The following is a 25912-nucleotide window of genomic DNA, read 5'->3' as shown; positions in this document are numbered from 1 at the left end:
TACGAAGCGTGAATGTGGGGTTATGCCAAGGCACCTTTCGAGCGTATTTCCAAAATTCATATATCCTCTCCTTAGAAGGTTACTATCACTTTTCCTTCGGAGTGGCCAGTAGAAACTTTATTTAAAGCCATGTTAATGTCATCAAAATTATAAACTGAATCTATAGCGGGCTTAATATCTTCATCCTCAACTAGTTTCGTCAGTTTTTGTAATTGCCTGCCATTAGCGGACACGAATAAGAATCGATATTCTTTATTCTGTTTAACTGCTAATCGATCTAAACGAGCACCTACTAAACCAAACAATAGCTTTTTCCATATTGGAAAGTTATTTTCAGCAGCAAAGCGGTAATTGGGTAAAGCCTTCAATGATACCAATTTCCCTTGGGGTTTGAGAATAGCAAGTTCCGTTTTAATTTCTTTTGCCCCCAATGTATCGATAACATAATCGATATTAGATAGCAAATCAAAATAATTTTCCTCTTTATAGTTAATGAATTGATCAGCGCCGATGGACAGTGTTCGTGATCTCCCTCTTTCACTGCCGCTCGTAATCACATATAACCCCATCGATTTGGCAATCGGGATAGCCATCGTACCAAAGCCGCCGGTTCCTCCAGAAATAAATAGTTTTTTATCGGGTTGAACATGAAGTACATCATGCAAGGCTTGATATGCAGTCAAAGCCGTGAGGGGTACCGCGGCGGCCTCAATAAAAGAAAGATTTTTAGGCATAACGGAAATCGCATCCTCATTGACTGCCGCATACTCAGCAAAAGCTCCGATTTTATTTATTGGCAGCCTCGTATAAACGGGATCTCCAACCTTGCATTTCACAACATCTTTTCCAACAGCCTCAATAACGCCGGATAGTTCGTTTCCTAAAGTTAAAGGGAAGTCATAATCGGCAATCATGCGAATACTACCATTTAAAATAAGAATGTCTAAGGGATTTACACCTGCAGCTTTTACTTTGATAAGAACCTCATGGTTATTGATTTCCGGTATTTTTATATTGTTTATTTCTAATTGGATTTGTTTTGAATATTTTTGCATTTGCGCAGCTTTCAATTCTTCATCTTCTCCTTTTCTCATTTATCTTAATTCCACATTCGTTTATTGGAAAAATTGATGGCGTACTTTAACTTGTACGCCATCATAAAGCAATATCCATGTTATTCTTTACTGATGTTGAGATTGAAGTTCTTTCATCGTAGGATAATCTGTGTAACCCTCGCTTCCGTTACCAGAGTACAATGTTTTACGATCTGCTTCATTCAAAGGAAAGCCTTCTTTAAGACGTTCAACTAAGTCCGGATTAGCTAATGACCATATTAGAATTCTCCCCAATAAATTGATTAATCAGATAACCATTTGCTCCATGAATTTCAACGCCGTCGGCTCCTGCTTTAATAGCTGCCGCTGCTGCTTTCCGGAAGTCTGCAATTGTCGTCTGGATATTTTCTTCACTTAACTCTCTTGGAACGGTTATTTCCTGCATCCCTTTAGCCGTAAACATTTCTACACCGGGTGCGATCGCAGATGGTGCAACGGGTTGACGATGATGTGGTGTATTGTCGGGGTGCGAAACACGACCGACATGCATTAATTGGATAAATATAAATCCACCTTCTTCATGTACCGCATCCGTAACCTTTTTCCAACCTTCAATATGCTTTTCCGTATAGATGCCCGGTGACCTTAAGTAACCTTGACCATCATCAGAAGGTTGTGTGCCTTCAGTAATAATTAAACCCATCGATGCTCTTTGAGCATAATAATGGGAAGTTAGCTCTCCCGGCGTACCATCCTCTTGCGCTCTACTACGTGTCATTGGTGCCATCGCTAACCGATGGGGTAATTCCAGGTTGCCAATTTCGTTTTGCTCCACAGTTTTTCCATTTTAAAACCCCCTCTTTGAATTGAGTTTATTAACTCCAATGTCTTTCGATTATCGCTCCACTTTAGCCTGTGCGGATCTGACCGCATTTGTCATGAGCTTGCGAGGCAGCAACCGCGGCAAGAACGCCATGAACTTGTTGCGCCCCCCTGTTATGATTAAAGTCTTGCCCCGCAAGAATTCGCGATATCCTATGTCAGCCACCTGCCCAACCTCCATGACGCCGCTTCTAAACAGCTTTGAGGTGGCTAGCCCAGCACGATCGACAAAGCCAGTCGCTGTCGCTCCCGGACAGAGTGCGGACACAGTCACGCCTGTGCCGCGCAGCTCATTCTCCAAAGCCTCAGTGAACGATAGTACGTACGCTTTTGTCGCATAGTAAACTGCCATCAGTGGTCCAGGAAAAAAAGCCACCAACGAAGCCACATTCAGCACGCCCCCTTGCTGCCTTTTGACCATATCCGGTAAGAACACCTTAGTCATTACAGTCAGAGCCTTGATATTAATGTCGATCATATTCATCTCTTGCTCCAACTGTGTCTCCAAGAATTCCCCGTACAAGCCGAAGCCCGCATTATTAACAAGAAAGTCGACGGTGATCCCTTTTTCTTTAAGCTCCCTGTAGATTTCCTCTGCCACGCCAGGTAATGCAACATCTTTGGCGATGTATGTCGTTTGGACACGGTACTTTTTCCGATATTCCCCCGCGAGATCCACGAGCTTGTCCTCGCTGCGTGCGACCAGCACCAAATCGTATCCGTCTTTGGCGAAACGATCCGCCAGCTCTTTTCCAATTCCACCCGACGCTCCGGTAATTAGTACAGTTTTGCTCATCATTTAAGCTGTGGGTAAATAGCAGCTACACCGCCAGCGAGAGCACGCTGGAGTTGACGGCTCGGTTCATCAGCAAGAATTTCAAAGCTATCGGACTCTATTCCATCAATTGCAATTTTTGCAATATCAGCAGGGTTGGACTTCGGAGCTTCAACGCCTGACGTCATGTCTGTATCCATAAAGCCCACATGCAAGCCAGCTACTCTCACATTTTGAGGATACAGATTTAAGCGCAACTCGTTCGTCATTGCCCACGCAGCCGCCTTTGCAGCCGAATAAGCGCCTTCACTCCCGCCACTACTGAACCATGATAATGCGGAAAGGATATTCAGTATGGATCCCCCACCATTATTAATAAGAATAGGTGCGAAATTGCGAATCATGGATAATGTGCCAAAGAAGTGCGTATTAAATTCCAACTGTATTTGATCGAGATCACCGTCAAGCAAAGTAGCTCCTGTAGCCGAGCCTGCATTGTTGATCAGAAGCGTAACATCTTGAGCGGCCATAGCAGCTGCCGCTACCTCTTGAGGGTTCGTAATATCAAGCTTTACAGGAATTGCACCGGGAATGTCAATGGACTGCGGATTTCTTGCTCCGGCATACACCTTAGCCCCTCTGGATAGAAGTTCAAGGGCAAGATGGCGACCAAAACCTCGGTTCGCGCCAGTGACAAATGCAACTTGTTGAGAAATATTCATTTTCATGTGCTCCTTTTATTGTATTTTGTTTGTGAAATTGTTTTCTTGAAGCTATTTGGTCTGCGTTTTGATACGTAGTAATTACGGTAAGCGAGTTTTACTCGATACTTGTTTTCTAACGAGAACGGTCATTCTTAAAATCGTTAAAAAAAATGCTGAGTGCCTTACTCTGTTGTTTTTATGTGTTGTGTTGTTTGTTGTTTTAACTGCGCTGATAAACTTCATTGTAAACTATGCTTTAGAGCTTCTTTCGGCGTTTTTAGAATGTTCATTCTAAATTAGGCGTAAGATAACTCGATCTGAAAGAGCTGGATTAACAGAAGGGATACTTCACATCTGAACTGACTAACAATTACCCTTATTATTCCAGGATCTTCATCGAAATATGAGTAATACGGTGAAGCTTTTCTCTGGAAGCCGAGGTTCTTGCCATTACCCTTAACCCAATCCATACATTATGCAGGTATTCCGCCAATTCCTCAGCATTGTATGTGGAGGTGAATTCACCGTCACGTTGTCCCCAAAGAATAATCTCCCTGAGCAATTGCTCTGCTGTCGTGAATGCTTTCGTGGACTTGTTATCCACCTCGACGTCACGCGCCGCCAATTCTACGGCCGAATTCACCATTAAGCAGCCGGCTGGCGAGTCCTCATCCCCGTCGATCATAAAACCAAAAATAAACTGTAATGCCTCCGATGCGGTCTTGGATCCTTTAACCCCTCCTGCAAGCGCGGCGCTGATTTTGTCGTCAAACCGATCCATCGCTTTCAGGAACAGATTATGCTTATCTCCAAAAGTATCATACAAGCTTCTTCGATGAATACCCATATGCTCAACCAACTCGGTCATGGACGTTTTCTCGTACCCCTGCTCCCAAAAGAGCCGCATCGCCTTATCCAAGACTTCTTTCTCTTCAAACTCCTTGCTTCTCGCCATTCCAATCTCCCTCCCTCAATTAATATAACATATTGAGAACGATCAGTAAAGAATCGTTATACTCTTTTTGAATGACATAATATTTCCATCGAGTTGGTTATCCTACAATTCTACATATTGTAACTCCCCTGCCCGTTAGCTTAAACAAGTACCGGCAGTCTAATGTAGTGCTTATGAAAAGTAAATAAGCCCATAACCGTATTTGGAAGCAAATTAATTTTCCAATTTATAAGGGTATGGGCTCTCTTTGATCCTAAATAAGGCAGTGTAGGTTCTTATCACTTATAAAATATCATCGTCTGCTAATATACATTAGCATATTGTTCTTATATGGTAAAAGCAATTTGTTGAGCTATCATACCGTCGTTCAATGTCAATCCCATTCCGAGTAATGGTGATTATTAGGCTCTGAGCCTCGCGAACGTGATGTAATCGATTTGGACAGGCTCTGCCGATTCGATCCGAAGCGCCCGGTTGATCTGTCCCCGGTGATATTGCCCATGTAAGAGGACCTGCGACAGGATGTCCCGGACGGACGTTCGGAACGGAACCCCGCTCTGGTTCGCATAGTCGATCATCTCGTCCAACTCGGATTCCTCGAGCCCTTCGATATAGACGCGATATTGCTCGGCGTTTTCTTCGAACATCGTCCGGATCGCCGTCAGGTCTTCTGCTTCCTCCCACAATGAATATTGCGCGCTGCCCTTGCCCTGCAATCGGGACAGCCAGACTCGTTCCGCGACCGCGACGTGCCGAACCAGCTTCAGAAGGTCCTTGTTCTTCGTCTCACTCTCCTCGAGCGCGTCCAAGATGCGTCCGTCCGCCCAGTACAGGTGGTCCATCATGCACTTGATCGTCTTCATTTCGGTTTCCCCCTCTTCGTCTCATCGATTACTTGAACCTACTATTAACCGTTAGTTTAATCATTTGAATGAACTAAAACAACCTTTTTAGGGGGAATTCCTTGTTGCTGTAATCTAAGCACTAAGAAAACGCTTTATTTTCTCAGTCTACAACTTTATTTCCTTTGAACAAAAAGAGAACCTCCACAGAGGTTCTCTTTATCCTTTATATCGCTGCTACAGCAATGCTTTTGCCGCAATGTCCGTACGGTTTTGTTTACCTTCAAAGGTAATACGATCCGCCTGTTCGTAAGCTTTGTTCCGTGCCCCGGCAATATCACGTCCCAAGCCGACCACACCTAATACACGTCCGCCGTTCGTTACCCACTCACCCTGTTCGTTGATGCCCGTTCCAGCATGGAACACGATAGCTTCGTCTACCTGTTCCAATCCGTGGATAGGTACACCTTTGGCGTAAGCTCCAGGATAACCTCCAGATGCCAGCACCACACATACCGCCGCTTCATCCTTCCACTCGATCTCCACCTGATCCAGCGTGCCATTTACAGCAGCAAGAAAAATATCGAGCAGATCGGATTTTAAACGAGGCAGAACCACTTGAGTTTCCGGATCACCGAAACGTGCATTAAACTCAATGGTCTTTGGCTTGCCGTCCGGCGAAATCATCAATCCGGCAAATAATACACCTCGGAACGGGCGCCCTTCAGCAACCATGGCCTTGGCCGTCGGCTTAATAATCGTCTCAATAGCTTCCTCAATAATAGAATTGGCTATGTGAGGCAACGGAGAATACGTACCCATGCCACCTGTATTCGGCCCTTTGTCACCATCAAAAATGGGCTTGTGGTCTTGGGCCGCGGCCATCGGACGAACCGTTTCACCGTCGACAAAGGAGAGAATCGACATTTCCTGACCAGCCAGAAACTCCTCGATCACGACCTGTGCCCCGGCTTCACCAAACACCTTGGTCACCATAATGTCGGAGAGAGCCTTTTCCGCTTCCTCCATCGAGTAAGCGACCGTTACCCCTTTGCCTGCCGCGAGTCCGTCTGCCTTAATGACAACCGGAATCGGTTGTTCCTTCAAGTATGCATGTGCTTCTTCATAAGTATAAAACTTGCGATAGGTTGCTGTCGGAATATGATATTTGTGCAGTAAATCCTTCATGAAGATTTTACTGCCTTCAATTTCCGCTGCATTTTTACGCGGTCCGAATACTGGAATGCCTTTCGCTTCAAAAGCATCCACAATGCCATCTGCCAGTGGATCATCGGGACCAACCACGACAAGTCCTACCTTTTTGGATTCCGCCAGCTCTGTCAGCGCGTCAAAGTCACTCACCGGAATCGGCACGCACTCCGCTAACTGTCCGATACCAGCATTGCCTGGTGCACAATAGATTTGCCCGGCCTTGGGGCTTTTCTTCAGCGCCCACACAATTGCATGTTCGCGGCCGCCCCCTCCGATAACCAAAATATCCATTCAGGTGTTTCCTCCCGCTCCCATTAAGATTGTTCAGGTGAAAATGCTGCTGCATCCTCAACTCATACAAGTTAGTGCTTGAAATGACGTACGCCTGTAAAGACCATGGCAATGCCGTATTCGTTAGCAACTTTGATGGACTCTTCGTCTTTAATGGAGCCACCCGGTTGAATAACTGCTGTGATGCCTGCTTTAGCTGCCAACTCCAACGTATCGCCCATCGGGAAAAATGCATCGGATGCCAGTACGGCACCTTTTGCTTTGTCACCGGCCTGCTCGATAGCAATCTTGGCCGCACCGACACGGTTCATTTGTCCTGCGCCTACGCCAATGGTCATATTATCTGCCGCCAGTACGATGGCGTTGGATTTCACATGCTTAACCACTTTCCAGCTAAACAAAAGCTGTTTCAGTTCTTCCTCGGATGGTGCCCGCTCCGTTACAATTGTAAGTGCATCCGAATCTACAGCGTGAATGTCATTTTGCTGAACTACCATACCGCCTTCAATGGAAGTCACGACGAAACGGCTCTCTGCCTGTTCAGACCGGGAAAGCTCACCCAGATCAAGCAAACGAATATTTTTCTTTTTCGTTAAAATCTCCAATGCTTCTTTCGTAAAGCCCGGTGCCAGTACAATTTCCAAAAAGATCTCACTCAGCTTATTCGCTGTATCACCATCAATAATCCGGTTAGCCGCTACGATGCCACCGAAAATCGAGGTTGGATCAGCTGCATACGCCTTGCTGTACGCTTCGTAAATACTTCCGCCAATTCCCACACCACAAGGATTCATATGCTTAACTGCTACTACGGTAGGTTCGCTGAATTCTTTGACGATTTGCAAAGCGGCATTAGCATCATTGATGTTATTGTAAGACAGCTCTTTGCCGTGAAGTTGTTTCGCTGTTGTCAGCGTACCCTTTGCCGCCAATGGCTCACGGTAAAATGCCGCCTGCTGATGTGGATTTTCGCCATAACGCAAATCCTGAATTTTTTCATAGGTTACAGTGTAACGCTCAGGCAACGGCTCGCCTGTCACATTCGACAAATAATCGGATATCAAAGCGTCGTATGACGCCGTATGACGGAAAACTTTTGCGGCCAAACGCTTACGGGTATTGAGCTCCGTATCGCCATCCTTACGGATTTCCTCCAACACTGTGCTATAGTCATCAGCATCGACTACCACACTGACAAAAGCATGATTTTTTGCCGCAGAACGAAGCATCGTTGGACCGCCGATGTCGATATTTTCAATCGCGTCCTCATAAGTTACACCGGGTTTGGCGATCGTTTCCGCAAAAGGATACAGATTCACAACGACCAGATCAATATAACCCAATCCAAGTTCTTTCATCTGACGCTGATGCTCTTCATTATCCCGAACAGCCAGCAAGCCGCTGTGTACCGCAGGGTGGAGTGTTTTAACACGTCCATCCATAATTTCAGGAAAACCCGTTACCTCTGAAATACCGATGACGGGAATGCCCTCCTTCGACAACAAGCTGCTCGTTCCCCCTGTCGAAACGATCTCCACACCCAATTTGGACAACTCGCGGCAAAATTCCACGATCCCCCGCTTATCCGATACGCTGACGAGCGCTCTTTTAATACTCACCCTGTCTCCTCCTTTAGCTCTTTCAGAATTTTGCAAAATTCTCTTTTATCATTTTATTTCCCGAGAAATATCGGAAAATGCCTGTACAGCATCCTTGATATGACAATGATATGACAAATTACAATCATTCTTAGAGAAGTGAAATCACTTTGCGACCATTTAATTGGATTTTACCTTGGGCCAATTTGCCAACTACCTCTGGATATAGCTGACGTTCCACGGATTGAATGGCTGCGGATAAAGATTCCGCTGTATCATGGTCGTCAACTTCCACGACACGCTGGGCAATAATGGCTCCCGTGTCCATGCCCCCGTCCACAAAATGAACGGTAACGCCACTTACCTTGACCCCATAGGTCAATGCCTGTCCAACAGCATCTTTCCCTGGAAATGCCGGAAGTAGTGACGGATGAATATTAATAATTTTTCCTGCGTAGGCATCGACCATGACGCTGGATAGCAAACGCATGTAGCCAGCTAACACGATGAGATCAATCGATTTCTGCTCCAGTAAAGCCACCAATTCACGCTCATAGTCTTCTCGAGAAGGATATTCCTTGGGTCGAAAAGTATGGCACGCAATTCCAGCTTTCTGTGCTCTAGCTACGGCAGTAGCCGCAGGCTTGTCACAGATGAGCAATTCTACCGAGGCGCCGCCCAGTTCTCCTCGCGCAGCCGCATCCACCAATGACTGAAAATTCGTCCCTTCGCCTGATGCAAAAACAGCAATCCGGTACTCGTTCATTACACCTCTGCTCCCGTAAAGGTCACGATAGAACTGCCTTCCGTTACTTTTCCGATCACATATGCAGCTTCGCCCTGTTCCTTCAGAACTTCCAGTGCAGTCTGTGCATGCTCTTCGCCTACAACGATTACCATCCCAATTCCCATATTAAAGGTTGTGAACATGTCTTTGTTGGAGATTGCGCCTTTTTCCTGCATGAGCTGGAAGATTGGCAAAATCGGCCAAGTGCCGTATTCTATATCCACATTGACGTGATCCGGTAACACTCTAGGGATATTTTCAATAAAACCGCCACCTGTGATATGCGCCATGCCTTTTACTTTTACCTTGTCCAGCAATGCCAAAACGGATTTCACGTAAATTTTCGTCGGCTCCAGCAGTACATCGCCCAGTTTGCCGTTCAAGCCTTCGATTTCATCATGCAAATCATAACCCTGCTGTTCCAATAACAGCTTGCGCACCAGGGAGAAGCCGTTACTGTGAACTCCACTGGAGGCCAGACCGATCACTGTATCTCCGGGAGCAATGGAGCTACCGTTGATAATTTTGCTTTTATCTACAATCCCTACCGTGAATCCGGCAATATCATATTCACCCTCGCTATACATCCCTGGCATTTCTGCGGTTTCACCGCCGACCAGCGCACAGCCCGATTGATGGCATCCCTCTGCGATTCCAGCGACTATAGCTTCAATTTTCTCGGGCACAACCTTGTCACAAGCGAGGTAATCCAGAAAAAAGAGTGGCTCCGCTCCCCCGACGACAATGTCGTTTACACACATCGCAACCGCGTCAATACCAATGGTGTCATGACGATCCATTGCGAAAGCAAGCTTTAGCTTCGTGCCGACACCATCGGTACCGGAAACGAGTACAGGCTCCTCGTACTTATCCTTATTCAGGCCGAACAATGCACCGAATCCGCCCAAGTCCGTCAGCACTTCGGGACGGAAGGTACGTTTAACGTGCTTTTTCATCCGTTCTACTGCTTCATTACCGGCAGCGATATCTACCCCTGCGTTTTTGTATGCTTCGGACATTCATGAACACTCCTTCAAATGATTGACCCTCCTAAGTCCTCCCTAATAGGGAGGATTCCATGGGGCTGCTCCCCCTGGACCCCTCAAGAATTGGTCAGATGTGTAAGGTTGGGTGCTGCTTGGTGGTTGGTTCGTGCTGTGAGTCGCGTGTTGTCCTTTGTGAATTGCGGGTCATTCCCGCAATTCACAAAGACACGCTTTGGTGCGTGGCCGCCTTCACGGCGGCGGGCACGTCCCGGTCTGTTTGCTTCGCAAAGGCGGGGACGTGCCGGACAAGAAGTGAACGGCGCCTACGAGCCGCTCGCTTCTTTGCCCTTTGAGGCAGGCAGCTTCGCCTTGCCTGCTGTTGAGCTTCGCTGGCTCACGGGCGGCTTGTAAAGCCGCCCGTTAAAAACTCATGGCATGAAATAGTTATGCCATGAGTTTTTAACGACCTTACCTATCCTCTTCCCGGTGGGAACCAAAGAGGTACAGGCACTGCTGCAAAATGCTGCACATCTGAGGAACGGAGCGGGTGGAAGGATTCTGGAGAAGCGAAGCGTTCGCCTTTGCCGCTGGATTCCAACCCTCTAAGGGGTTATTCCAATTCGGGAATCCAGCGGCAACAGCGATCGTAAGAACCTTCCAAACGCGGAGTGCTCCCCCTCAAAACCGCCATCCCCATTCCTGCCATGCACCACTGTGCCTCTTTTGTTCCCTTTTCTCAACAACTACATCCGAACTTTTCTTCACCTTTGAAATCTACCTGAGTCGGGTAATCATTATCGAAACAGGCTAGGCACAAGCCGCCTTTGTAATCCTGTTCGTTATATCCACCTACAGCGGCAATCAAACCCTCGGCGCTCATAAAGTAAAGCGAATCGGCGTTAATTTCCTCACGAATTTCCTCGACGGTTTTGGATGAAGCAATCAGCTCCCGGCGATCCGGCGTGTCAATACCGTAGAAGCACGGGTTTTTGAAAGGCGGTGAGGTAATACGTACATGTACCTCCAGTGCCCCTGCATCCCGCAACATATTCACGATTCGGCGGGATGTAGTGCCCCGGACAATAGAATCGTCGATCATAATGACTCGTTTACCTTCAACAACACGTCGTACAGCGCTCAGCTTCATTTTCACACCCTGCTCGCGTAACTCCTGACTCGGCTGAATGAAGGTACGTCCAGTGTATTTATTTTTAATCATACCCAGCTCATAAGGAATACCTGTCTGCTCAGCATAACCAATCGCAGCCGAAATACTGGAATCTGGCACTCCTGTCACCAGATCCGCATCGACAAAAGCTTCCAGCGCCATCTGGCTACCCATTCTTTTGCGCGCAGCATGAAGATTGGAACCATTCAAATCACTGTCAGGACGGGCAAAATAAATATATTCCATCGCGCACAGTGCTTTACGATGCTTGCCTTCACTGTAACGGTCTTCGTGCAGACCATTTTTGTCCAACACCAACAGTTCACCCGGCTCGATATCGCGCAACAGCTCTGCCCCAATCGTTTCCAAAGCACAGGTTTCAGAAGCAAACAAATATGCATCACCTAATCTGCCCATCGTCAACGGACGCAAGCCATTGGGATCAGAGGCGACCAGCAATTTATCGTTGGTCATAATCAGAAAGGCAAATCCGCCGACAATACGCTTCAATGCATCTTTCGCGGCCTCCACTAAATCCTTGGATGATCGTGCGATCAAATGCGCCACTACTTCTGTATCGCTGGTCGTTTGAAAAATAGACCCGCCCTGCTCCAGCTCTTGCCGGATTTGCAAAGCATTCACGATATTCCCGTTCGTCGCTACTGCCAGATCGCCATCACGATACTTGAACACCAAAGGCTGTGCATTCGTTAGCTTACTGTCTCCACTTGTCGAGTAGCGCACATGTCCTATGGCAATATCGCCTGTCAGCGAAGCCATCAAATCTTTATTGAATACTTCTTTTACAAGCCCCATTCCACGATGATAATGGAACTCGTCGCCACTGCTCACACAGATGCCTGCACTTTCCTCCCCGCGATGCTGGAGTGCATGCAATCCGTAATATGCTAGGGAAGCGGCATCGGAGTGTCTGTATACTCCAAACACACCGCATTCCTCTTTTAATTTATCAAACAGCCCCTCTTTACCAGAGCCTTCATTATAATAATCTCCAGTCCACAACGTCCGTGCTGTTATTTCATCAGACATGGAATGACATCCTCCCAGATTCGCTTCAAACTGGCGACTGCCTCGTTCAAAGCGGGTTGTCCGTTCACCTCAACTGTCAATTGTGATCCTTCAACTTTTCCTAATACAGTAACTGGCACTTCCAAACCACGCAGATGTGCTTCCAGAGCAGACGCTTTATCCGGCGATGCAGATAACAAAATACGGGATTGGCTTTCGCTAAACAAAGCATGGTCAGGACGCAAAGTCGTTTCTACGTTGACCTGTGCTCCCAATCCGCTGCTAATCCCAGATTCCGCAAGCGCTACAGCCAATCCTCCCTCTGCCAAATCATGCGCAGATTGTACCAATCCGCCCTGAATCGCTCCCAGTACCGCAGTCAGTAGTCTTTTCTCTACGTTCAAATCCAGCTCAGGCGGGCGTCCCTCGGATACACCGTGTACGACAGCTTGGAACTCACTGCCTCCCAGCTCGGCCTTCGTGTCCCCCACCAGGAAAATCACATCGCCTTCGGCTTTGAAGCCTTGTGTCGTAATATGATCTGTATCATGTACCAAACCTACCATACCGACAACAGGCGTCGGATAGATGGAGCCTTTAGCATTTTCATTGTACAAGCTGACATTGCCCCCGATGACAGGTGTATCCAGTACACGGCAAGCTTCTGCCATACCGTCCACGGCTTTTTCCATTTGCCAGAAAATATCTGGCTTTTCAGGGTTACCGAAGTTCAGATTATCCGTAATTGCCAACGGCTCGCCGCCGGAGCATACAATGTTACGCGCTGCTTCGCTGACTGCAATCCGTCCGCCTACCTCTGGATCAAGGTATACATACCGTCCGTTACAATCTGTCGTCATGGCGAGTCCCTTACGAGTTCCGCGCACAGTCACAACAGCTGCATCCGATCCCGGACGAACGGCTGTACTCGTGCGTACCATGTAGTCATACTGCTCGTATACCCATTTCTTACTGGCTACACTTGGTGATGACAGCACCTTTTTCAACGCACCGTTCAAATCCGTCACTTCTGCATAACGAAGTGTGTCAATAGCAGCATTTTGCTCATAATAAGCAGGGACTTCGGAAGGCTTGTCATAAATCGGACACTCGTCAACCAGCGCCGTCACTGGCATATCTCCGACCACTTCATTGTGATGGAACAAACGCAAACGACCGTCATCCGTCACTTTACCGACCTTGGCACAAATAACACCCCAGCGCTCGAAAATTTCCAGTGCCTGTGCTTCATCCTTAGGCTCTACTACGAACAGCATCCGTTCCTGTGATTCAGACAGCATCATTTCATAAGGTGTCATGCCCTCTTCACGCTGCGGTACCTGATCCAGATACAGCTCCAGACCGTTGCCAGCCTTACTCGCCATCTCCGCGCTGGAGCAGGTAAGTCCTGCGGCACCCATATCCTGAATACCCAGCACAATACCGCTGTCGATCAATTCCAGACATGATTCCATAACCAGCTTCTCCATAAAAGGATCGCCTACTTGAACCGCAGTCCGGTTCGCTTCAGATTCCTCTGTCAGCTCAACCGATGCGAATGTCGCTCCGTGAATCCCATCACGACCTGTCGGCGGTCCCACGTAGAACACCGGGTTACCGACCCCTTTAGCAACACCACGCTGGATTTTATCATGATCAATCAGTCCGACACACATTGCATTGACGAGCGGATTGCCTTCGTAGCTTTCATCAAATACGACCTCGCCGCCTACAGTCGGAATACCGATACAGTTCCCGTATCCCGCAATACCGGATACCACATGCTCGAACAAATATTTCACACGGTCGCTCTCCAGCTTGCCAAAACGCAGAGAGTTCAACACCGCAACTGGTCTTGCACCCATGGAGAAAATATCACGAATGATACCGCCTACCCCAGTCGCTGCCCCTTGAAAAGGCTCCACAGCCGATGGATGGTTATGGCTTTCGATTTTAAATACAACCGCTTGGTTGTCACCGATATCTACAATGCCTGCGCCCTCGCCGGGTCCCATCAGAACTCGCGGACCGCTCGTTGGAAAACGACGCAACAACGGCTTGGAGTTTTTGTAAGCACAATGCTCTGACCACATGACACTGAACACGCCTATCTCCGTATAATTGGGCTGACGTCCCATGAATTCACAGATCAACGCATATTCACTGTCCGATACACCCATCTGCTGATACAGTTTATGTTCGGCAACCTGCTCTGCCGTCGGTTCCTTAGCGGACACTTGCTGCGCCATGTCGATCCCTCCAAGCGTTCAAAATAGATGTAAACATACGTTTGCCATCATCCGTCCCGAGCAATGCGTCCACCGCGCGTTCCGGATGGGGCATCATGCCCAGCACATTACCTTGCTCATTACAAATCCCTGCAATATCCGTCATGGAACCATTAGGATTATCTTTATACTTAAATACAATCTGATTGTTCGCCTGCAAACGAGCCAGCGTCTCATCATCACAGTAATAGTTGCCTTCACCGTGGGCGATCGGAATAATGATCTCTTCACCAGCAGCATAATCTCTTGTAAAAGGTGTTTGGTTATTCGCAACCTGCAACACCGTATCCCGGCATAGGAATTTCATCGACAGATTACGGCGTAAAGCCCCTGGCAACAACCCGGCTTCGGTCAGAATTTGAAATCCGTTGCAAATCCCTAAAATATATTTGCCCTCGGCAGCCGCTTTGGCAACTTCCTTCATCACCGGAGCAAACCGGGAAATCGCACCGCAACGCAGGTAATCCCCGTAGGAGAAGCCTCCTGGAACAAGAATACAATCATAAGGCGACAGATCCGTCGCAGTATGCCAAACATAATCGACAGGTTCACCGACCGTGTCCTCTACCGCCTTATAGCAGTCAATATCACAGTTGGAGCCCGGAAAAACCAGAACTGCAAATTTCATGGAATCAGCCCTCCAGTTCGTAGCGGTAGTCTTCAATGACCGTGTTGGCCAACAGCTTTTCGCACATCTCAATGATGCGCTTTTCAGCACTCTCGCGGTCTGTTGTATCCAGATTCAATTCCATATACTTACCAATTCTGACGCTGTCCACTTCTCCGAAACCCATAGAATGTAGTGCGCCTTGCACCGCAACCCCCTGCGGGTCCAAAACGCTTTGCTTAATCGTGACATAGACTGTTGCTTTCATCATGTTCCTTCAGTTCCTCCTCCGAATGAGTGAATCCTATTGGTTGAATTATGATTACTATTTACTGTGCCGTCAGACGCCGCCAAATATCCGTATATCTTGCAGTTGTTTCTTCTACGACCTCAGCAGGCAATGGATCGGGCTTGCTATTCTTGTCCCAACCGGATGATGCCAAATAGCTTCGTACCGGCTCCTTGTCCATGCTGTCAATCTCAACATCCAGCTCATACTTTTCCTGCGCCCAAAAACGGGATGAATCTGGAGTGAAAATTTCGTCAATCAAAATCACCTTACCGTTAACAAGACCAAACTCAAACTTGCAATCGGCTAAAATAATCCCCCGCTTCTCGCAGAAAGCACGTGCAAATTCGTACAACGCCAAGCTCTTTTCTTCAAGCTCACCTGTTAGTTCAACCCCGACCAGTTCTTTCATTTGGTGAAGGGAAATGTCCTCGTCGTGTCCAACATCATTTTTTGCAGCCGGTGTAAATAATGGCTTGGGAAAGCGCTCGTTTTTACGCAGCCCCTCTGGCAATGGAATGCCGTTCACCTCACCGTTCTGCTCATACTGACGCCAGCCGCCTCCGGTAATATATCCGCGCACCACACACTCAATGTCGATGCGTTCAGCCTTCAGCGTGACCATGATCCGGTCCTTCAGCAACTCTTTATGCTGTTCGTCGATCACATGCCCGAGCTTGTTCACATCAGTGTGCACGACATGGTTTTCCAGCAAGTCTTTCGTCTGCTCAAACCAGAAAGCGCTAAGCTTATTCAGCACATTCCCCTTTTCGGGCACGGGTGGCTCTAACACATAATCAAAAGCCGAAATTCGGTCTGTCACCACAATCAGAAAATGCTCTCCGAGATCATACAGTTCACGCACCTTGCCTTTATACAAGAGCGGCGCATGGATCAGACCTTCGGCAGTAGACAATGACATTTCATTACACCTCTTTCAAAAGAGTATTCCCCCTCCTAAATCCTCCCCTCGGGGAGGACCCCCAGGGCTGCTGTCCTCGGGACTCCCGCAAGGGTTGGCTTGGTGAGCGGGATGGGGGCCTTTATTATGGGGCTAGAGTGATGTGAGCGCGTTTCGCTGGATAAAGGCTTGTTCGCACAAGCTTTCATCAAGCAACGCTTTTACGTTGGTACAAAACAACGTTTTTACGTGCATTTCGCCGCAATATCATTCGGCCTGTGGCCGTAGCACGGCATGCCGTGCAGCGAGCATTCTGGCTTCGCCCTGTTGTGCGCATGTGCTACGCTGCGCACGGATACGGTGGCTCAAGGCTTCGCTTCTTGAGCCTGCGCGTTCTCGGGAGGGCAGCGGGCTGTTTGCTGCGCAAATTCGGCAGCCCTCACGAGAACGTGGCCTGCGATAGAAAGCAGTGGAACACGCTTTTCCATCGCCTTTGGGGAGGTGCGGCATCTTATGTGCCGCACCTTCCCTAGTTCTGCTCCCACATGAGGGTTGGTGCTGGGTGCAGCGGAGCGGACGGAATCGTTCTGGAGAAGCGTCAGCGCTTGCCTTTGCCTCTGGATTCCAACCAATATCTGGACTTATACAATCACAGGAATCCAGGGGCAACAGCAATCGGAAGAATGATCCGTTCGCGCAGCGGCCTCACCACGCAGCAACCTTCCCTCCTACTCCCCTAATCCCAGCTTTTTGAAGATCGTATCCACGTTCTTCAGATGCCAGGCTGGGTTGAACGCATCCTCGATTTCGTCTGCGCTGAGCACGGCCGTAATTTCCGGAGTTGCCTCGACGATTTCGCGGAATTGGCGTTGCTCTTCCCACGCCTGCATAGCACGCGGCTGCACGGTATCGTAGGCTTTTTCACGACTAAAGCCTTTGTCGATCAGCTTCGTCATAATACGGCCGGAGAATGGTACACCATACGTACGTGCCATATTGCGCTTCATATTTTCAGGGAAGACCGTCAGATTTTTTACGATATTGCCAAAACGGTTCAGCATGTAGTTCAACAGCATTGTTGCATCCGGCAGGATAATACGTTCTACGGAAGAATGCGAGATATCGCGTTCATGCCACAGGGTTACGTTCTCATACGCAGATACCATATGCCCACGAATCACGCGTGCCAGGCCAGAGATGTTTTCACTACCGATCGGATTGCGTTTATGCGGCATCGCAGAAGAACCTTTTTGACCTTTGGCAAAAGCTTCTTCCACCTCACGGAACTCACTCTTTTGCAGAGCACGGACTTCTGTAGCAAATTTGTCCAACGATGTGGCGATCAACGCTAATGTTGCCATGTATTCGGCATGACGGTCGCGCTGAAGCGTCTGTGTAGAAATGGGTGCAGGCTTGGTGCCCAGCTTGCGGCATACAAATTCTTCTACAGCCGGGTCAATGTTGGCATATGTCCCAACTGCACCGGACATTTTACCGTATTGTACTTGGTCAGCCGCAAAACGAAAGCGTTCCAGATTGCGCTTCATTTCCTCGTACCACAATCCCATCTTCAGTCCAAACGTTGTTGGCTCAGCATGTACTCCGTGTGTACGTCCCATCATCGGTGTATGCTTGTAAGCCAATGCCTTTTCCTTCAAAATTTCAATAAAATTCAAGATATCGCGCTCCAGGATTTCATTCGCCTGCTTTAACAGGTAGCCCAGTGCCGTATCAACTACATCTGTGGAGGTCAGACCGTAATGTACCCATTTGCGCTCGTCTCCAAGACTTTCGGATACCGTGCGGGTAAATGCAATGACATCATGTCTTGTCTCCTGCTCAATTTCATAGATCCGTTCAATATCAAAACTTGCATTCTTACGCAGAGCAACAGTATCCTCTTTTGGGATAACCCCTAATTCCGCCCATGCTTCACAGGCACACAGCTCTACTTCCAGCCAAGCTTTAAATTTATTTTCTTCCGTCCAAATCGCTCTCATTTCCGGTCTGCTATAGCGTTCGATCATGACTATTTATTCCCCCAAATATTGGTTTGTTCAATCCATTCCAGCGCTTGTTCCGCATCCTGGCACAATAGATTAATATGTCCCATCTTTCGGCCTGGCTTGGCTTCACTTTTTCCATACAAATGCAGCTTGGGTACAACATCCAATCTTTCAGCTTCAACATCCGATTGCGCAAACCGCCGAACCACATCCTCCAAATGCTCACCTAGCACATTGACCATCACGACGGAAGTCAGCAGCTTCGTGCTGCCCAAGGGTAAACCGCAAATCGCACGTATGTGCTGCTCGAATTGCGACGTCGCGCACCCCTCCATCGTGTAATGACCGGAGTTATGCGGTCGTGGTGCTAACTCATTAACGTACAATTGTCCGTCTTCGGTGACAAACATCTCTACAGCGAGCAGTCCCACCGCACCCAGCGACTCTGCCACAGCCAGCGCCAACTTGCGTGCTTCCTCCTGAACAGGCTCTGGCACACGTGCAGGCACAATCGACGTGTGCAAAATATTGTTCACGTGAATGTTTTCGGCAGGTGGAAAGGCTTTGGCTTCACCGTTCGTGCTGCGAGCTACAATCACCGAGATTTCGCAGCGAAAATGGATGAACTGTTCCAATACCAGTTCCGCACCGCCTCCTGCCAGTTGTTCGTAGGCAGCCGTGGCTTGCTCCGGTTGGCGAATGACCACTTGTCCCTTGCCATCATAACCACCGACTGCTGTCTTAAGCACACACGGTACACCCAGTTCAGCTACCGCTTGCACCATATCCGCAAGACTGCTGATTTCACGATACGGAGCGACAGGGACACCAGCAGCTTCAATAGAACGCTTTTCTCTCAGACGGTGCTGTGTTGTGTACAAAAGACTGCTGCCTTGCGGCACGCTGGATTCCTGTTCCAAAAGTGCAGCCACACCTGCGTCCACATTTTCAAACTCATACGTGATCACATCGCACCGCTCAGCCAGCTCTCTGGCCGCATGCTCATCATCATAGGCAGCGCGGATTTGTTCTGACACCTGTCCACAAGGGCTATCCGGTGCAGGGTCCAGTGTCACAAAGCGATATCCTAGATTGGTTCCAGCCAGTACAAGCATTCTTCCTAATTGCCCGCCTCCTAAAAGTCCAATCGTTGTACCAGGAGGTCGGATACGGCCTGCGGATTCACATGCCCCATTCATAGCGAGTCACTGCCTTCCAGCACCTCATCACGAATACGGTCGCGTCTCGCCAAAACCCGCTGGCTTATCTTTTCGTCAAAAGCGCCTAATATTTGTGCTGCCAGCAGCCCTGCATTTGTAGCGCCTGCCTTACCAATTGCCACAGTGGCAACCGGAATACCACCCGGCATCTGCACAATGGAGAGCAGGGAGTCCAGACCGTTCAGAGCCTTCGACTGAACAGGCACACCAATGACCGGCAATGCTGTCTTCGCAGCCACCATTCCTGGCAGATGCGCAGCCCCACCCGCTCCAGCAATAATGACCTTTAGTCCACGCCCAGCGGCCTCTTCTGCAAAACGAAACATTAAATCCGGTGTACGATGGGCTGAAACTACTTTTTTCTCATATCCGATTTCAAGCTCGTCCAGCACAGCACATGCATGCTGCATGGTGTCCCAGTCTGATGTGCTGCCCATAATGACAGCGACCTGCACTGACATGTCCTTCACTCCCTGTTTATCAATAAGCGCCAAAAATCCGGCACTCGAAAATAACGTTATTTTCAAGACACCGGACTACGAAAAAACAAACGACAGAGCCTCTTAAAGGCATGCCAAAAGCAAGCCTCTTCCACCGCATCCAATGCGGCTTCAGCCGTATGTCTCCCGTAGTCCGGAAATTTAAGGTTTCCAGGTAGAAACTTCCGGGCCATATCCCCGGCATTATACGAGTTAGAATTGTGCCTATTCCATCCCAATCGATATTCTTTACAAGTATGATCGTGGTTTGTTTCGGCTCAAACATGTGTACCTTATTAAATTGTACCTTAAGTTCATTTTTTATCGATAATACACTTCCTAGTTTAACAATTCCCTACACCTTATGTCAACTTGAAAACGAACATTAGAATAATCATACAATAGAATGTTCGTGTTTAGTGAAATCAGTACCCTTATATACCCACAGGTCAGGACTATTGTATTATATTTAGCTATCGCTCCCCTCCCCTGATAACAGCGACTGCAACGCATCCCACTGAAAAAAAATAAAAGTCGGCACTCCCTATACAGGCAGTAAACCGACTTTTACTTTTTATTTAGTTATTTTACGACCAGCACAGGAATACGCGCATGCTGCACCACATTGTGACTTACGCTACCCAATACAAATTCACGGATACCACCTAAACCTCGGCTACCGATCACAATCGCATCGAAGCCATTCTCATTGGCATAATCCAAAATGACTTCGGCTGGAGAACCTTGAATCAGTTCCACCTTGGCATCTACACCCTGCTCAGCAAGTCGTTTTTTAACTTCATCCGTAGTTTGTTCGGCCAAATCGTAATATTCTTTATTTATTGAAGCCGGAATTGGAGCCAAACCTTCGCCCATAAAGATCCGAGGAAAATCGAATGCCGTTACCACCTCAAGCTTCGAGGAGGGTGATGCCTTGACCAATTCAGCCGCCTTTAACAAAGCCTTGTTGGATGCATCCGAACCATCATAAGCAAGCAATACTTTTGAAAATATCATAATATGCACCTCTTCCTCATTCAGTTTATTGATTCAAAGCCTGAAATATGTATTCCTGTTGTTGTTCATTCCATGACATCACTGGATGGCTGGAATAGTCTTCTCACTCATCATTAAACTTCCCTATGAGAACCTAAACTCCTCCCCTTTACCGTAAAAAATACCCATACAGCAATGCGTTCATGAATAGCAACGCAGGAATACCTAGTCTGAAGCTCATATGCCGTGTTTTATGGCGTTTACGGTACATGGCAATTAGAACGCCTAATGCTCCCCCGATCAGGGCCAGGAAAAACAACGTCCGCTCAGGTACACGATCGCGATGTTTACGTGCTCTCTTTTTATCCTCCGACATTACCAGATAGCCTACTGCATTGATAAACAGCAGCCATACCAACAAGCCTGTCTGCAATGTCTCTCCTCCTTTTGCACACCGTACCAAGTTCAGGTATTAGGCCTTATATAGCGCTCTCCCCCTCATTATAACCTCACCCCTTTTACAGAAACAACGCCTCTTCTGACTTGGATAGCGCTTTTGCGGAAATAGTAAGGTGGCATAAGGGCGATCCCCGAGTGCATCTATTTCGTCTTAAAGGAGGAACTGCCATGGAAAGCACCCATGAATACGTTGAAAAGCTGCGAGAAAATGCAAAAAAGGCAGAACGTAACCGTAAACGAGGAAAAGGAACTCCCAGCGCCAGCTTGCCGACAAAACAGCATTCTAATAATCCTTGACCAAGGAATCTGCATTAAGCTGTATAGCCGCGTTATTAACCTAAAGTATCAACTTAACCTTGCAGCCTTTTATGTGAATTGATTACAGGGTAAAATCTGTTGTTTAGCTTCCACAATAACAGCAAGCAGACTCCTTATGAGATATCTGCTTGTTGTTTTGTTTTGCAAATGTCTTTTTTGAAATCGATTACATTTATAATAAATAAGTTCTAAAGTCATATTTCCTAACATAAGTGTTGACTAAAAGCAATTTTACACCCTATAATTCGTGATATTAACGTAATTCGACAAAATATTTGTCAGTTAATCTATCATTTATATTTGAGGTTTAAGATTGGAGAGGAGCTTTATATGACTAACATGAAAAAAATGACGATGATTCCCCTGTTGGCTAGCTTTATTCTCGGTAGTACCTTATGGAGTGGTGGATTTACCGCCAACGCTGCGGCTGCTGCAGCAGCTACAACCAGTACAACTGCCCCTACTTCTACCACTACAACGTCGGACAAATCTGAAAACCCTCAAACCAACCATTTACCCAATATTAAAATACTTGCCACAGGAGGGACCATTGCAGGATCATCTTCCGTCAATACGGATACAACCGGCTACAAAGCAGGCGCGTTGGGTGTGGAAACCCTGATCAATGCCGTTCCTGAGATGAAAAGTATTGCAAATGTCAGTGGTGAGCAAGTTGTTAATGTAGGTAGCCCCGACGTTAATAATGAGATCCTCTTAAAACTTGCCAAACGCACCAATGAACTGCTTGCCAGAGACGATGTAGATGGCATTGTCATTACACATGGTACAGATACATTAGAAGAAACAGCTTATTTCCTCAATCTTGTTATCAAAAGCGATAAGCCAGTAGTTGTCGTTGGCTCTATGCGTCCAGCTACTGCCATCAGTGCCGATGGTCCCTTCAACCTTTATAATGCAGTGAAAGTCGCCGGGGCTTCGGCCTCTAAAGGTCAGGGTGTACTCGTCCTGTTGAACGACCGTATCGGTGCAGCAAGATACATCACCAAAACGAACACAACAGCAGTCGATACATTCAAGTCTGTGGAGCAGGGATACCTTGGAGCTGTTGTGGGCGATCAAGTGTACTACTACAACAAATCCACACACAAGCATACGACTTCTTCTGTATTCGACATCTCTAACCTGACTCAACTGCCACAAGTAGATATTTTATACGAATATCAAAACAATGGTCGCTATCTGTATGATGCAGCCGTAGCAGCTGGTGCCAAGGGTATTGTCGTAGCTGGTTCCGGTAATGGTTCCTTGTCCAAGACCTCCTCAGAAGGCGCAGAGGCCGCAGGTAAAAAAGGAGTGATCATTGCCCGCTCCAGCCGCGTGGGAAGTGGAGTGGTGTCCCCGTCAACAAAAGACGCGGCATCGAACTTTGTATCGACCGATTCGCTTAATCCGCAAAAAGCACGGATTTTGCTCATGCTTGCTTTGACCCAAACACACGATGTTAACCAAATTCAATCCTTTTTCAATGAATACTAAAAGTAGTTATCTCAAATCAAATAAATCAACATTCTATTATGAAAAAGAAGCAGCGATTACGGTTGACCACCGTAACTGCTGCTTCTTTTTTTTGCGAGACAGGTCTAGCATAGTAACTACTTCATCTGACGTCCAATCGTCTTGGTTCTATACAGTAATTCGTTGTCCCTCCCACGCAGCATCAAGACTGCTGTTTGGGAATCCCATTCAAGCTTGGAGGATATTTCGCTTGCTTCTCTGGATGAGCAGCAATTTCCTCCTCCAGTATGCTTGATTTATTTTGCTGATTATTGATTTTAAGCGGTTTATGTTTGGGCATAAATACTCACCTCCTCGGCTTACCATGCCAAGGAGTGATCGTTTTTATACCGACGTATACCTGCTGATTATGTGACTGTAGCACTTTTGGTCATCCGTTATTTGCCCTGCTATTTGCCCTGCTTTTGTTCCATCGCTGCTTTAAGCAAATCACCCAAACTGGATCCAAAAGATTCCTGCTTTTCAAATTGTCTTACTAGCTTTTGCTGTTCCCGTTTGTTTACCCGTTGCTTGTCCTTATCCAACGTCTCGGTAATGCCACAGGGCAGGCATCTTACATACAATCCTGCTTTGCCCTCTTTCATTTCCATTTTCTTATGACACTGCGGGCAACGTCGATTGGACAAACGTTTTTCCCCTGAACGACGGTAACCGCAATCCGCACTTGGACATACAAGGAACTTGCCTTTCTTACCCTTCTTCTCCAATAGCTTTGTACCACAATCTGGACAATGACTATTCGTCACATTATGGGGCTTGTACTCCGCATTGCTATTTTTCACAGTGGAAACCAGCTCTTTCGCCATAGCACGAATAGAATTCAAAAACGGTTCCGGTTGTCCTTGACCACGAGCAATCCGTTCTAGCTCCGCTTCCCAACGTGCCGTCAATTCGGGCGTTCGAAGCTGTGGAGCCGCCAGTTCAATCAATTGCTTACCTTTCCCGGTTGGATGCATCACGTTCCCCTGACGCTCAATCGTATCCGAGCTGACAAGCTTCTCAATTAGATCTGCACGGGTAGCAGGTGTACCCAGTCCATGCTTTTCCATCTGAGCGAGCAGGGCTGCTTCTGTATACCGCTTCGGCGGCATCGTTCGCCCAGCTCGTACAAGGCAACGCTGTAACCGGACGAAATCTCCTTTTTGCAGCTCAGGTAAAATAACGCCTCGTCCATTGTTTTCCCGATCCTCTGCTTCTTCATCATCCATATCATAATGGTTCGCGTCATATACAGCACGCCATCCGCTATCTTTTACCGTTGTGCCTTTTACCTGAAACGTCTCCTGCTCCACCGTTACTGATACGGCTACAGCATCATAACGTGCAGGTGGATAGAATAGACTGATAAAACGTCGTGCAATTAGATCATACAGCTTCCGTTCCTCAGGGCTCAACTGATTAAGCAATAATGTCTGCTCAGTAGGAATAATCGCATGATGATCCGTGACTTTACTGTCATCCACAATTCGCTTTGTGATTGGTAGGTTGTTACGCAATAGCGGACGTGCCAAGGAAGCATACGGACCTACTGCTACACTACTGAGCCTTTCCTTAAGTGTGTCCACCATATCGGATGTCAGATAACGGCTGTCTGTACGTGGATACGTCACCAGCTTATGCTGCTCATACAGACGCTGAAGCAGATTAGAGGTCTGTTTAGCCGAAAAGCCATAGCGCTGATTAGCATCTCTTTGCAGTTCCGTTAAATCATACGCTAGCGGGTGAGGCTCGTTCTTTTCGCTCTTTTTAACACTGGCAACTGTGCCTTTGGCCCCCTCAAGTCTACGGCGCAAAGCCTCTGCTTGAGTGCGGTCAAACATGCGTGAATCCCCGCTTTCTGCCCGCCAAGTTGCCTGAAAATCGCCAAAATCCGCCGTCAGAGTATCATATTCCTGAGAACGGAATTCGGTAATTTCCTTCTCACGCTCCATAATCATCCCCAGCGTTGGTGTCTGCACTCTTCCAGCCGAAAGTTGGGCGTTATAACGACAAGTCAACGCGCGAGTTACATTGAGACCAATCATCCAGTCTGCTTCAGCTCTACAGCGAGCCGATTCATATAAACGATCAAACTGCTGACCAGGCAATAGATTTGCGAAACCTGCCTTAATCGCCTTGTCCGTCTGCGAGGAGATCCATAAGCGCCGGAAGGGCTTTTTCCAGTTTGCCATTTGGATGATCCAGCGTGCCAACAATTCTCCTTCACGAGCAGCATCGGTTGCCACGATAAGCTCTCCAATGTCCTGCCGCTTCATGAGCTGCTGCACAGCTTTGAACTGATGATTACTTTCGCGCAGCACCTTTAACTTTGAACTCTTCGGAAGAATAGGCAAGTCCTCCAAATTCCAGGTCGAATACTTAGAATCGTAATCCTCCGGCTCTGCTAAGCCGACCAAATGTCCCAGTGCCCACGTCACCACGTACTGGGGTCCTTCTATATAACTTTTATGCTTCTCGCGGCTACCCATCACACGTGCAATCTCTCTGGCCACGGACGGTTTTTCTGCCAATACCAATACCTTCATGTTA

25 protein-coding genes and 1 riboswitch are annotated in these 25912 nt (G+C 47.6%); of the genes, 3 read left to right on the top strand and 22 right to left on the bottom strand.

Features of this window, described 5'->3' with window-relative positions; genetic code table 11:
• Positions 1-71 precede the first annotated feature (71 nt).
• From AOU00_RS16655 to purM, 10 genes are all read right to left on the bottom strand, one after another.
• Positions 72-1094, bottom strand: a complete 1023-nt coding sequence (locus AOU00_RS16655; RefSeq protein ID WP_172828293.1) for an NADP-dependent oxidoreductase — start codon at positions 1092-1094, stop codon at positions 72-74.
• A 223-nt stretch (positions 1095-1317) separates the two neighbouring features.
• On the bottom strand, positions 1318-1890 hold the full coding sequence (locus tag AOU00_RS16650) for an oxidoreductase (RefSeq protein WP_237166194.1): 573 nt from the start codon (positions 1888-1890) through the stop codon (positions 1318-1320).
• A 60-nt stretch (positions 1891-1950) separates the two neighbouring features.
• A complete protein-coding gene (locus tag AOU00_RS16645) occupies positions 1951-2736 on the bottom strand; it encodes an SDR family NAD(P)-dependent oxidoreductase (protein WP_061832075.1) in 786 nt (261 codons plus the stop codon).
• A complete protein-coding gene (locus tag AOU00_RS16640) occupies positions 2733-3434 on the bottom strand; it encodes an SDR family oxidoreductase (protein ID WP_025723270.1) in 702 nt (233 codons plus the stop codon). The genes AOU00_RS16645 and AOU00_RS16640 overlap by 4 nt, the downstream gene beginning before the upstream one ends.
• A gap of 361 nt (positions 3435-3795) precedes the next feature.
• Positions 3796-4371: a TetR/AcrR family transcriptional regulator gene (locus AOU00_RS16635; RefSeq protein WP_061832074.1), complete on the bottom strand. Its 576-nt coding sequence runs from the start codon at positions 4369-4371 to the stop codon at positions 3796-3798.
• Positions 4372-4772: 401 nt separating this feature from the next.
• Positions 4773-5234: a DinB family protein gene (locus AOU00_RS16630; protein ID WP_061832073.1), complete on the bottom strand. Its 462-nt coding sequence runs from the start codon at positions 5232-5234 to the stop codon at positions 4773-4775.
• Positions 5235-5450: 216 nt separating this feature from the next.
• Positions 5451-6716, bottom strand: a complete 1266-nt coding sequence (gene purD / locus AOU00_RS16625) for a phosphoribosylamine--glycine ligase (protein ID WP_061832072.1) — start codon at positions 6714-6716, stop codon at positions 5451-5453.
• A 71-nt stretch (positions 6717-6787) separates the two neighbouring features.
• Positions 6788-8335 (bottom strand): bifunctional phosphoribosylaminoimidazolecarboxamide formyltransferase/IMP cyclohydrolase, encoded by a 1548-nt coding sequence (gene purH / locus AOU00_RS16620; protein ID WP_061832071.1) that lies wholly within the window; start codon positions 8333-8335, stop codon positions 6788-6790.
• Between the two features lie 130 nt (positions 8336-8465).
• Positions 8466-9080 carry a phosphoribosylglycinamide formyltransferase gene (purN, locus tag AOU00_RS16615; RefSeq protein WP_061832070.1) on the bottom strand — a complete coding sequence of 205 codons (615 nt, stop codon included), beginning with the start codon at positions 9078-9080 and terminating at the stop codon, positions 8466-8468.
• Positions 9080-10120 carry a phosphoribosylformylglycinamidine cyclo-ligase gene (purM, locus tag AOU00_RS16610; protein WP_061832069.1) on the bottom strand — a complete coding sequence of 347 codons (1041 nt, stop codon included), beginning with the start codon at positions 10118-10120 and terminating at the stop codon, positions 9080-9082. The genes purN and purM overlap by 1 nt, the downstream gene beginning before the upstream one ends.
• Before the next feature lie 138 nt (positions 10121-10258).
• Between purM and AOU00_RS16605 the strand changes: the two genes are divergently transcribed.
• Positions 10259-10498: a hypothetical protein gene (locus AOU00_RS16605; RefSeq protein ID WP_155765243.1), complete on the top strand. Its 240-nt coding sequence runs from the start codon at positions 10259-10261 to the stop codon at positions 10496-10498.
• A gap of 325 nt (positions 10499-10823) precedes the next feature.
• Here the strand turns inward: AOU00_RS16605 and purF are convergent, their stop codons facing one another.
• The 10 genes from purF to AOU00_RS16555 form a co-directional block, all read right to left on the bottom strand.
• Positions 10824-12305: an amidophosphoribosyltransferase gene (gene purF, locus AOU00_RS16600; RefSeq protein ID WP_069291121.1), complete on the bottom strand. Its 1482-nt coding sequence runs from the start codon at positions 12303-12305 to the stop codon at positions 10824-10826.
• Entirely contained in the window at positions 12290-14533 is a 2244-nt protein-coding gene (gene purL / locus AOU00_RS16595; RefSeq protein ID WP_069291120.1) for a phosphoribosylformylglycinamidine synthase subunit PurL, read from the bottom strand. The genes purF and purL overlap by 16 nt, the downstream gene beginning before the upstream one ends.
• Positions 14511-15200, bottom strand: coding sequence for a phosphoribosylformylglycinamidine synthase subunit PurQ (gene purQ, locus AOU00_RS16590; RefSeq protein ID WP_069291119.1), 690 nt, complete (start codon positions 15198-15200; stop codon positions 14511-14513). The genes purL and purQ overlap by 23 nt, the downstream gene beginning before the upstream one ends.
• Positions 15201-15204: 4 nt before the next feature.
• On the bottom strand, positions 15205-15450 hold the full coding sequence (purS, locus tag AOU00_RS16585) for a phosphoribosylformylglycinamidine synthase subunit PurS (protein ID WP_013308797.1): 246 nt from the start codon (positions 15448-15450) through the stop codon (positions 15205-15207).
• Positions 15451-15508: 58 nt separating this feature from the next.
• Positions 15509-16390, bottom strand: coding sequence for a phosphoribosylaminoimidazolesuccinocarboxamide synthase (locus AOU00_RS16580; protein ID WP_069291118.1), 882 nt, complete (start codon positions 16388-16390; stop codon positions 15509-15511).
• Between the two features lie 707 nt (positions 16391-17097).
• On the bottom strand, positions 17098-18396 hold the full coding sequence (purB, locus tag AOU00_RS16575; protein WP_013308794.1) for an adenylosuccinate lyase: 1299 nt from the start codon (positions 18394-18396) through the stop codon (positions 17098-17100).
• Positions 18397-18398: 2 nt separating this feature from the next.
• Positions 18399-19574, bottom strand: coding sequence for a 5-(carboxyamino)imidazole ribonucleotide synthase (gene purK, locus AOU00_RS16570; RefSeq protein WP_069291117.1), 1176 nt, complete (start codon positions 19572-19574; stop codon positions 18399-18401).
• Positions 19571-20056, bottom strand: coding sequence for a 5-(carboxyamino)imidazole ribonucleotide mutase (gene purE, locus AOU00_RS16565; RefSeq protein ID WP_013308792.1), 486 nt, complete (start codon positions 20054-20056; stop codon positions 19571-19573). Before purE ends, purK begins: the two co-directional genes overlap by 4 nt.
• A 148-nt stretch (positions 20057-20204) precedes the next feature.
• A riboswitch (purine riboswitch) is annotated at positions 20205-20306 on the bottom strand.
• A gap of 350 nt (positions 20307-20656) precedes the next feature.
• On the bottom strand, positions 20657-21091 hold the full coding sequence (locus AOU00_RS16560; RefSeq protein ID WP_061832065.1) for a universal stress protein: 435 nt from the start codon (positions 21089-21091) through the stop codon (positions 20657-20659).
• Positions 21092-21239: 148 nt separating this feature from the next.
• The gene (locus AOU00_RS16555) at positions 21240-21503 is read right to left on the bottom strand and encodes a DUF1294 domain-containing protein (RefSeq protein ID WP_025719814.1); all 264 of its coding nucleotides are present in this window, start codon (positions 21501-21503) and stop codon (positions 21240-21242) included.
• 194 nt (positions 21504-21697) lie between these two features.
• On the opposite strand from AOU00_RS16555, the gene AOU00_RS25880 reads away from it, so the two are divergent.
• The gene (locus tag AOU00_RS25880; protein WP_081112528.1) at positions 21698-21826 is read left to right on the top strand and encodes a DUF4023 family protein; all 129 of its coding nucleotides are present in this window, start codon (positions 21698-21700) and stop codon (positions 21824-21826) included.
• Positions 21827-22177: 351 nt separating this feature from the next.
• Positions 22178-23344, top strand: a complete 1167-nt coding sequence (locus AOU00_RS16550) for a type II asparaginase (protein ID WP_069291116.1) — start codon at positions 22178-22180, stop codon at positions 23342-23344.
• A 181-nt stretch (positions 23345-23525) separates the two neighbouring features.
• Here the strand turns inward: AOU00_RS16550 and AOU00_RS26635 are convergent, their stop codons facing one another.
• Together AOU00_RS26635 and AOU00_RS16545 are read right to left on the bottom strand one after the other, a co-directional pair.
• Positions 23526-23663, bottom strand: coding sequence for a hypothetical protein (locus AOU00_RS26635; protein ID WP_016819760.1), 138 nt, complete (start codon positions 23661-23663; stop codon positions 23526-23528).
• Between the two features lie 109 nt (positions 23664-23772).
• Positions 23773-25908 (bottom strand): DNA topoisomerase III, encoded by a 2136-nt coding sequence (locus AOU00_RS16545; protein WP_069291115.1) that lies wholly within the window; start codon positions 25906-25908, stop codon positions 23773-23775.
• Positions 25909-25912 lie beyond the last annotated feature (4 nt).

This window comes from Paenibacillus polymyxa, from assembly GCF_001719045.1.
In the GTDB taxonomy this organism is placed as follows: domain Bacteria; phylum Bacillota; class Bacilli; order Paenibacillales; family Paenibacillaceae; genus Paenibacillus; species Paenibacillus polymyxa_B.
Note: the sequence above shows the minus strand (reverse complement) of the source record. Positions and strands in the feature narration are given on the sequence as shown.

Coding starts and splice junctions, on each gene's coding strand:
- AOU00_RS16655 (WP_172828293.1), bottom strand. CDS start 1,094: ATGAGAAAAGGAGAAGATGAAGAATTGAAAGCTGCGCAAATGCAAAAA.
- AOU00_RS16645 (WP_061832075.1), bottom strand. CDS start 2,736: ATGATGAGCAAAACTGTACTAATTACCGGAGCGTCGGGTGGAATTGGA.
- AOU00_RS16640 (WP_025723270.1), bottom strand. CDS start 3,434: ATGAATATTTCTCAACAAGTTGCATTTGTCACTGGCGCGAACCGAGGT.
- AOU00_RS16635 (WP_061832074.1), bottom strand. CDS start 4,371: ATGGCGAGAAGCAAGGAGTTTGAAGAGAAAGAAGTCTTGGATAAGGCG.
- AOU00_RS16630 (WP_061832073.1), bottom strand. CDS start 5,234: ATGAAGACGATCAAGTGCATGATGGACCACCTGTACTGGGCGGACGGA.
- purD (WP_061832072.1), bottom strand. CDS start 6,716: ATGGATATTTTGGTTATCGGAGGGGGCGGCCGCGAACATGCAATTGTG.
- purN (WP_061832070.1), bottom strand. CDS start 9,080: ATGAACGAGTACCGGATTGCTGTTTTTGCATCAGGCGAAGGGACGAAT.
- purM (WP_061832069.1), bottom strand. CDS start 10,120: ATGTCCGAAGCATACAAAAACGCAGGGGTAGATATCGCTGCCGGTAAT.
- purF (WP_069291121.1), bottom strand. CDS start 12,305: ATGTCTGATGAAATAACAGCACGGACGTTGTGGACTGGAGATTATTAT.
- purL (WP_069291120.1), bottom strand. CDS start 14,533: ATGGCGCAGCAAGTGTCCGCTAAGGAACCGACGGCAGAGCAGGTTGCC.
- purQ (WP_069291119.1), bottom strand. CDS start 15,200: ATGAAATTTGCAGTTCTGGTTTTTCCGGGCTCCAACTGTGATATTGAC.
- purS (WP_013308797.1), bottom strand. CDS start 15,450: ATGATGAAAGCAACAGTCTATGTCACGATTAAGCAAAGCGTTTTGGAC.
- AOU00_RS16580 (WP_069291118.1), bottom strand. CDS start 16,390: ATGTCATTGTCTACTGCCGAAGGTCTGATCCATGCGCCGCTCTTGTAT.
- purB (WP_013308794.1), bottom strand. CDS start 18,396: ATGATCGAACGCTATAGCAGACCGGAAATGAGAGCGATTTGGACGGAA.
- purK (WP_069291117.1), bottom strand. CDS start 19,574: ATGAATGGGGCATGTGAATCCGCAGGCCGTATCCGACCTCCTGGTACA.
- purE (WP_013308792.1), bottom strand. CDS start 20,056: ATGTCAGTGCAGGTCGCTGTCATTATGGGCAGCACATCAGACTGGGAC.
- AOU00_RS16560 (WP_061832065.1), bottom strand. CDS start 21,091: ATGATATTTTCAAAAGTATTGCTTGCTTATGATGGTTCGGATGCATCC.
- AOU00_RS25880 (WP_081112528.1), top strand. CDS start 21,698: ATGGAAAGCACCCATGAATACGTTGAAAAGCTGCGAGAAAATGCAAAA.
- AOU00_RS16550 (WP_069291116.1), top strand. CDS start 22,178: ATGACTAACATGAAAAAAATGACGATGATTCCCCTGTTGGCTAGCTTT.
- AOU00_RS26635 (WP_016819760.1), bottom strand. CDS start 23,663: ATGCCCAAACATAAACCGCTTAAAATCAATAATCAGCAAAATAAATCA.
- AOU00_RS16545 (WP_069291115.1), bottom strand. CDS start 25,908: ATGAAGGTATTGGTATTGGCAGAAAAACCGTCCGTGGCCAGAGAGATT.